Annotated in this window: 6 protein-coding genes; all 6 read left to right on the plus strand. The window is 70.3% G+C overall.

Going from position 1 to position 7,751, the window contains the following annotated elements:
- Nucleotides 1-767 (plus strand): SDR family oxidoreductase (locus D7X55_RS31460; RefSeq protein WP_199747245.1); only part of this gene is annotated, 767 nt, incomplete at its 5' end.
- Nucleotides 768-822: 55 nt separating this feature from the next.
- Nucleotides 823-2,604 (plus strand): monovalent cation:proton antiporter-2 (CPA2) family protein, encoded by a 1,782-nt coding sequence (locus D7X55_RS31465; RefSeq protein ID WP_120551173.1) that lies wholly within the window; start codon nt 823-825, stop codon nt 2,602-2,604.
- A gap of 15 nt (nt 2,605-2,619) precedes the next feature.
- Complete coding sequence (gene dctA, locus D7X55_RS31470; RefSeq protein WP_120551174.1) at nt 2,620-3,921, plus strand: C4-dicarboxylate transporter DctA; 1,302 nt, start codon at nt 2,620-2,622, stop codon at nt 3,919-3,921.
- Between the two features lie 242 nt (nt 3,922-4,163).
- A complete protein-coding gene (locus tag D7X55_RS31475) occupies nt 4,164-4,358 on the plus strand; it encodes a hypothetical protein (RefSeq protein ID WP_121724996.1) in 195 nt (64 codons plus the stop codon).
- Nucleotides 4,359-4,457: 99 nt separating this feature from the next.
- Nucleotides 4,458-5,936: a sensor histidine kinase gene (locus D7X55_RS31480; RefSeq protein WP_121724997.1), complete on the plus strand. Its 1,479-nt coding sequence runs from the start codon at nt 4,458-4,460 to the stop codon at nt 5,934-5,936.
- Nucleotides 5,918-7,288 (plus strand): sigma-54 dependent transcriptional regulator, encoded by a 1,371-nt coding sequence (locus D7X55_RS31485; protein ID WP_120551177.1) that lies wholly within the window; start codon nt 5,918-5,920, stop codon nt 7,286-7,288. The genes D7X55_RS31480 and D7X55_RS31485 overlap by 19 nt, the downstream gene beginning before the upstream one ends.
- The last annotated feature ends 463 nt before the right edge of the window (nt 7,289-7,751 follow it).

Here is a 7,751-nt window from a genome sequence, read left to right on the forward strand (position 1 = left end):
TGGCATCCCCCACCCTCCCCCTCTCCGGCCGCGTCGCCGTCATCACCGGCGCCTCCAGCGGCATTGGCGCCGCCACCGCGCTGCGCCTCGCGCGGGACGGCGCGAGCGTCGCCCTGCTCGCACGCAGCAAGGAGCGGCTGGACGCGCTCGCCTCCACCATCACGCAAGGGGGTGGCCGGGCGCTCGCCCTGGGCACCGACGTGGTGGATGCGCGGTCCGTGAAGGAGGCCGCGAAGGTCATCGCCGGCGAGCTGGGCGTCGTGGACCTGGTCCTCAACAACGCCGGCCTCATGCGGCCCACACCCCTGGAGGCGCACCCCACGGAGGACTGGGAGCGGATGATTGATTTGAACGTGAAGGCCAGCGTGCGCGTCGTGGAGACCTTCGTCGAACCGCTGCTGGCGGCGGCGAAGGCGGGCGGGCGCTCGGACCTCATCAACGTGTCGTCCGTCGCCGCGCAGTCCGTGTTTCCCAACTTCAACGTCTACGGCGCCACCAAGGCCGCCGTCACCCACCTGTCCCGCCACCTGCGCGCGGAGCTGGGCCCGCGCTTCGTCCGCGTCATGGCCCTGGAGCCGGGGCTGGTGGACACGGCGCTGCACGACGGCAACACCGACCCGGGCGCGCGGGCCTGGCTGGAGGGGGCTCGCAAGTCGCTCACCTGGATGTCGCCGGAGGAGGTCGCGGGCATCATCGCCTTCGCCACCGCCCTGCCCCGGCACATCAACTTCCAGCAGCTCACCCTCATGCCCACCCAGCAGGCCTGAGCCGTCCCCCACGCCTGTTGCCGAGGTGGCCTTCAGCGTGCCATGCAGGCGCCTTATGTCCTTTCTGCATCAGGCGCTGGTGTTCCTGGCCGCCACGGTGGTCGCCGTGCCCCTCTTCAAGAAGCTGGGGCTGGGCTCCGTGCTGGGCTACCTGGCGGCGGGGGCGGCCATCGGGCCGTATGGCGCGGGCCTCATCTCCGACGTGGAGAACATCCTCCACATCGCGGAGCTGGGCGTGGTGCTGCTGCTGTTCGTGATTGGCCTGGAGTTGCAGCCGTCGCGTCTGTGGAACCTGCGCCGCTCCGTGTTCGGCATGGGCGGCGCGCAGGTGGTGCTGACGGGCGTGCTCCTGGGCGGCGTGGGCAAGGCGCTGGGCCTGTCCTGGGGCGCGGCCATCATCGCGGGCTTCGGCCTGTCGCTGTCCTCCACCGCGTTCGCGCTCCAGCTGCTCGCGGAGAAGAACCAGCTCACCGCCGAGCATGGGCAGCTGGCCTTCGGCATCCTCCTGTTCCAGGACCTGGCCGTGATTCCCCTGCTGGCCGCGCTGCCGCTGTTGGGCCGGTCCGACACGCCGTCCACGGAGGCCGGGTGGCTGATGGCCGTGAAGGCCGTGGGCGCGGTGCTGGTCGTGGTGGTCGCGGGCCGCTACCTCCTGCGGCCGGTGTTCCGCGCGGTGGCGTCCGTGCACAGCCAGGAGCTGTTCACCGCGACGGCGCTGCTCGTCGTTGTCGGCACCGCGACGCTGGTCAGCGCGGTGGGCCTGTCCATGGCGCTGGGCGCGTTCCTCGCGGGCGTGCTGCTGTCGGAGTCCGAGTACCGCCACGAGCTGGAGGCGGACATCGAGCCCTTCAAGGGCCTCCTGCTGGGCCTGTTCTTCATCGCCGTGGGCATGTCCTTGAACCTGGCGCTGCTCATGCGCGAGCCCTTGCGCGTGCTGGCGCTGGTGCTGGGCCTGACGTTCCTCAAGGCGCTGGTGCTGTACGGACTGGGGCGCGTGGGGCTGAAGAAGCCGGGCTCCGCGCTGAGCCTGTCGGTGGTGATTTCGCAGGGCGGTGAGTTCGCCTTCGTCCTCTTCTCCCTGGCGGTGTCCTTCCACGTGATGGAGCGCGCGCAGGCGGACCTGCTGGTGCTGGTGGTGGGCCTGTCCATGGTGGTGACGCCGTTCCTGTCCGCCATCCACGAGCGCTGGGTGGCGCCGCGCTTCAAGCACAAGGGCCCGCAGCGCGAGTACGACGTGTCCCCGGAAGAGGACCACCCGGTCATCATCGCGGGCATGGGGCGCGTGGGCCAGGTGGTGGCCCGTCTGCTGCGCGCGCGCCGCATCGGGTTCACCGCCATCGACGCGAGCGCGGAGCACATCGACTTCATCCAGCGCTTCGGCAACCAGGTGTTCTACGGCGACGCGTCCCGGTTGGATTTGCTTCGCGCCGCGCGCGCGGAGAAGGCCAAGGTGTTCGTGCTGGCCATCGACGACATGGCCGCGTCCCTGCGCACCGCGCAGATGGTGAAGGAGCACTTCCCGCACCTGACCATCTACGCGCGGGCACGCAACCGCGAGCACGCGTACCGGCTGCTGGACCTGGGCGTCACCCACCTCATCCGTGAGACGTTCGACGCGAGCCTGACGATGGCCGGCGACGTGCTCCAGGAGCTGGGCCTCACCTTCGCGGAGGCCCGCCGCTCCGTGGAGCGCTTCCGCGAGCACGACGAGGCCCTGATGCTGGAGAGCGCCAAGGTCTTCAAGGACGAGAAGAAGATGATGGAGGTCATCGTCCGCGCTCGCCGCGAGCTGGAGCTGTTGTTCGAGAAGGACGAAGCCGAGCAGAAGTCGGCCTGAGGGGGACGCACGACCATGAGCGCCGACACGAAGTCCTCGCGCCTCTACCTTTGGGTGCTGGCCGCCATCTTCGCGGGGGGCCTGCTGGGCCACTTCGCGCCGTCCACCGCGGTGAAGCTCAAGCCGCTGGGCGATGGGTTCATCGCGCTGGTGAAGATGCTCATCTCCCCGGTCATCTTCCTGACCGTGGTGCTGGGCGTGGCCAACGTGGCGGACATGAAGAAGGTGGGCCGGGTGGGCGGCAAGGCGCTGCTCTACTTCGAGGTCATCTCCACGTTCGCGCTCGTCATCGGCGCGGTGGTGGTGACGGTGCTCAAGCCGGGCTCCGGCTTCAACGTGGACCCTCGCACGCTGGACGCGAGCGCCGTGGCCCGCTTCGCCCAGCAGGCCCATGACCAGTCCACCCTGGGCTTCCTGCTGCACATCATCCCGCGCACCTTCGTGGACGCCTTCACCGGCGAGGGCGACCTGCTCCAGGTGCTGCTCTTGGCGCTCTTGTTCGGCTTCTCGCTGACGGCCATTGGCCCCGTGGCGAAGCCCGTGGTCGTCCTCTTCGAGGCGCTGTCCAAGGCCTTCTTCCACATGATTGGCACGGTGATGAAGCTGGCGCCCATTGGCGCGGGCGCGTCCATGGCCTTCACCCTGGGCGCCTACGGCATCACCAGCCTGGGGCCGCTCTTGCGCCTGATGGGCTGCTTCTATCTGGCGTGCGTGCTCTTCGTCGTGGTGGTGCTGGGGCTCGTCGCGCGGGTGACGGGCTTCTCCATCCTGAAGTTCCTGCGCTACATCCGCGCGGAGCTGTTCCTGGTGCTGGGCACGTCGTCGTCCGAGTCCGCGCTGGTGCCGCTGATGCAGAAGCTGGAGCGGCTGGGCTGCTCCAGGTCCGTGGTGGGGCTGGTGGTGCCCAGCGGCTACTCGTTCAACCTGGATGGCACCAACATCTACCTCACCATGGCGGCGCTCTTCGTGGCGCAGGCGCTCAACGTGGACCTGACTTTCACTCAGACGGCGACGCTGCTGGGCGTGGCGATGCTCACGTCCAAGGGCGCCTCCGGCGTGACGGGCGCGGGCTTCATCACCCTGGCCGCCACGCTGGCGGTGGTGCCGTCCGTGCCGGTGGCGGGGCTGGCGCTCATCCTGGGCATCGACCGGTTCATGAGCGAGGCGCGCGCGCTCACCAACTTCATTGGCAACGGCGTGGCCAGCATCGTCGTGTCCCGCTGGGAGAACGAGCTGGACCGCGAGCGGCTGCGCGCGGAGCTCAACGGCGTGCCCTCCCCCGAGGCTCCGCCCGCCGACGCGGGCACGGCCGCCTGAGCAGGGAGCACGGCGCATGCCACCTGCCTTGAAAGGCCGTGGAGCCGTCGTGCCCCCAAAGCCTCCGGGGCATCCTGCCCCCGCCGGGGCAATGTGCCCCAGGGGAGCATGGCCATCGCGCCCCGCGTCTGGCAGCGCCCCGCTCTGGGGCGTGTGTTGGCATGGCCAATGCTCTGGCCCCTGGTCAGCCCCGCACCCCACACCCCACTTCACACCTCGCGGGTCTGATCCGGAGTCTCTCCATGAAGCGCACGTCCGCCCTGGTCCTCGGTCTGTCCCTGTCCCTCGCCTCCGGCGCCTTCGCCGCCGAGTCCAAGCCCGCCGCCAAGAGCGCGCCCGCCGCCCAGGCGAAGGCCGGCGCCAAGGCGAAGAAGGCGAAGACGGGCGCCAGCCAGAAGGCCCCCGCCGCTCCGGCCGAAGGCTCGGGCAGCAACTAGCCACACACTGTCGTGACGCAGCACCCGCGGTACCCGTAGCGTACCTCCCCGGTCCGTGTGTTCCTTCCCCCTCACGCACGAACCGGGGGTTGCCTCTTCGTGAAGCTCGCTCGCAAGTTCACCCTGGCCCTGGTGCTCCTCGCCGTCGCGGTGATGGCCGGACTGCAGGCGTTCCAGGTCAACCGGGAGCTCGCCCGGTCGGAAATCGACACGCAGCACGACCACCGCCTGCTCGGCCACACGCTGGCAGGTTCCATTGGCAAGGCGTGGCAGCTGGCGGGCGAGTCCGAGGCGCTCACGCTGCTCAACCAGGCCAACCGCTTCCAGGAGCAGGTGCGGCTGCGCTGGGTGTGGCTGGACGGAGGCCCCGGCTCGGGCTTCGCGCCGGCGCTGCCCCCGGCCCTGCTGCTCAGCCTGCGCGCGGGCAACGACGGCTGGCTGATGGACAACTCCAGCAGCCCCGGCGTGCTGCGCTCGTACACGCCGGTGTTCCTGGGCCGGCGCATGGGCGCCATTGAAATCACCGAGTCCATGTCCGAGCAGGAGCAGCACGTGCGCACCACCGTGGTGGGCACCTTCATCGCCACGGCGGCGCTGTCCTTCTTCTTCCTGCTGGCCGCCATGGCCATGGGCCGCAGGCTGGTGGGCCGGCCCGTGGAGCAGCTGGTGCACCTGGCGGGGCGGATTGGCGAGGGCGACCTCACCGCGCGCGTGCCCCTGCGGCGCGAGCACGGCGACGAACTGACGACGCTGGCGGTGGCCATGAACCGGATGGGTGAACAGCTGGAGGAGACGCGCGCGAGGCTGGCGTCGGAGACGGCGGCGCGCCTGCGCACGGTGGAGCACCTGCGGCACGCGGACCGGCTCACCACGGTGGGCAAGCTCGCGTCCGGCGTGGCGCACGAGCTGGGCACGCCGCTCAACGTCGTGATGGGCCGCGCGAAGATGGTGTCCTCCGGCGAGGCGGAGGGCGACGAGGTGAACGAGTGCGCCCGCATCATCTTCCAGCAGGCGCAGCACATGACCGGCATCATCCGGCAGCTGCTGGACTTCGCGCGCAGGCGCACCCCGTCACGCGCGCCGGAGGACCTGTCGCTGCTGGCCGAGCGCACGCTGTCGCTGCTCAAGCCCATGGCCACGAAGCGGGGCGTGACGCTGTCCCAGGAGGTGCCCGCGGGCTTCACCGTGGAGGTGGACGCGGGGCAGATGCAGCAGGTGCTCACCAACCTGGTGATGAACGGGCTCCACGCCATGGCCCGGCCCGGCACCCTGCGGGTGCGCGTGCAGGTGCTGCGCGCCACGCCCCCCGCGGACGTGGGCGGCGCGGAGCAGGAATGGGTGCGGCTGGACGTGGAGGACGAGGGAACGGGCATTCCCGCGGACGTGCTGCCCCACGTCTTCGAGCCCTTCTTCACCACCAAGGACGTGGGCGAGGGAACGGGGCTCGGATTGTCCGTCTCCTATGGGATGGTGCGGGACCACGGCGGCTGGATTGACGTGAAAAGCGAGCCGGGCCGTGGGAGTTGTTTCTCCATCTACCTGCCGCCGGGGACGCACGCATGCCAGGCCGCATCCTGATTGTCGAAGACGAGCGCGAGATGCGCGCCCTGGTGGAGAAGGGCCTCCAGCGCCGGGGCTTCCAGCCCGTGGCCGTGGCCGCCGCGGACGAGGCCTTGCAGAAGCTGTCCGTCGAGGACTTCGACACGGTGCTCACCGACCTGCGCATGCCGGGCATGGACGGCCTGGCGCTGTGCGAGCGCATCGTGCTCAACCGGCCGGACATCCCCGTCGTGGTGGTGACGGCCTTTGGCAGCCTGGAGACGGCGGTGGCCGCCATCCGCGCGGGCGCCTACGACTTCATCACCAAGCCCATCGACCTGGACGCGCTGGTGCTGGTGCTGGAGCGCGCCGTGCAGCACCGCGCCCTGCGCGCGGAGGTGCGACGGCTGCGCGAGGCCCTGGACCAGCGCCAGGACGACGGCGCGCTCGTGGGGGAGAGCCCCGCGCTCAAGCAGGCCTACGCGCTCATCGACCGGGTGGCGGACGTGGACGCCACGGTGCTGATTACCGGTGAGAGCGGCACCGGCAAGGAGGTGGCCGCGCGCGCGCTCCATGCCCGGGGCCGGCGCAAGGAGGGGCCCTTCGTGGCCATCAACTGCGCGGCCATGCCGGAGCAACTGCTGGAGAGCGAGCTGTTCGGCCACGCCAGGGGCGCCTTCACCGACGCGAAGGCCTCGCGCACGGGCCTGTTCGTGAAGGCGAATGGCGGCACGCTGTTCCTGGACGAGGTGGGCGAGCTGCCCATGACGCTCCAGCCGAAGCTCCTGCGCGCGCTGCAGGAGCGCGTGGTGCGCCCGGTGGGCGGGGACACGGAGACGCCCTTCGACGCGCGCATCGTCGCGGCCACCAACCGCGACCTGGAGCTGGCGGTGGAGGAGAACCGCTTCCGCGAGGACCTCTACTACCGGCTCAACGTCATTGGTCTGGAATTGCCTCCGCTGCGCGCGCGCGGCAACGACGTGCTGCTGTTGTCCCAGCGCTTCGTGGAGCAGTTCGCGACCCGCACGGGCAAGAAGGTGGTGGGGCTGTCCCCCGCGGCGGCGCAGCGCCTGTTGGCCTACGGGTGGCCGGGCAACGTGCGCGAGCTGCAGAACTGCATCGAGCGCGCCGTGGCGCTCACGTCCTTCGAACAGCTCACCGTGGACGACCTGCCGGAGCGCATCCGCAACTACAGCTCGCCGCGCGTGGTGCCTGAGAACACGGACCCGTCGGAGCTGGTGACGCTGGAGGAGCTGGAGCGGCGCTACATCCACCGCGTGCTGGAGGCGGTGGGAGGCAGCCGCACGCTCGCCGCGCGCATCCTGGGCGTGGACCGCAAGACGCTCTACCGCAAGCTGGAGCGGGGCGATGGAGAGGCCAGGAAGAACTAGCTGGGAACGGGGACAGGGCGCACCTCCCCCCCTGGGTGGCGTCCGCCCCGTTTTCCCAGCACCTGGGAGACCCTGGAGCATCCGCTCCGGCCACAACCCTCCGTCGTGGACACAAGTCGCCTTCACCCCCTGGGGCGGGCCCCCGTCTGGCCTTCCGCGGGGTATGGTTCCGGGAGGATGCGCCCCGTCCCTGTCCAGAGCCGAGTCTTCTGTCGCGTGGCGGACCTCGCGCGCGGCGTGGGCGACAAGAACGTGACGGACCCGTTCCCTCCTGGAGGTTCCTGCCTACCCTCGGAAATCCACGAGTCCCCGTTTCGCGTAAACAGGCGGTCAGGGTGCCCGCCGCTGTCCTGCTTCCGTGTTCCGGCGATGAAGCCGGGCACGCTCCGCGGTACCGCAGTGTTTTCGACCTGAAGGAACCCGTCCCCCGCCTCCCAACCACGACCCGCCGATGGCCCAAGCT

It is taken from the genome of Corallococcus sp. AB049A, assembly GCF_003668885.1.
Taxonomy (GTDB): Bacteria; Myxococcota; Myxococcia; order Myxococcales; family Myxococcaceae; genus Corallococcus; species Corallococcus interemptor.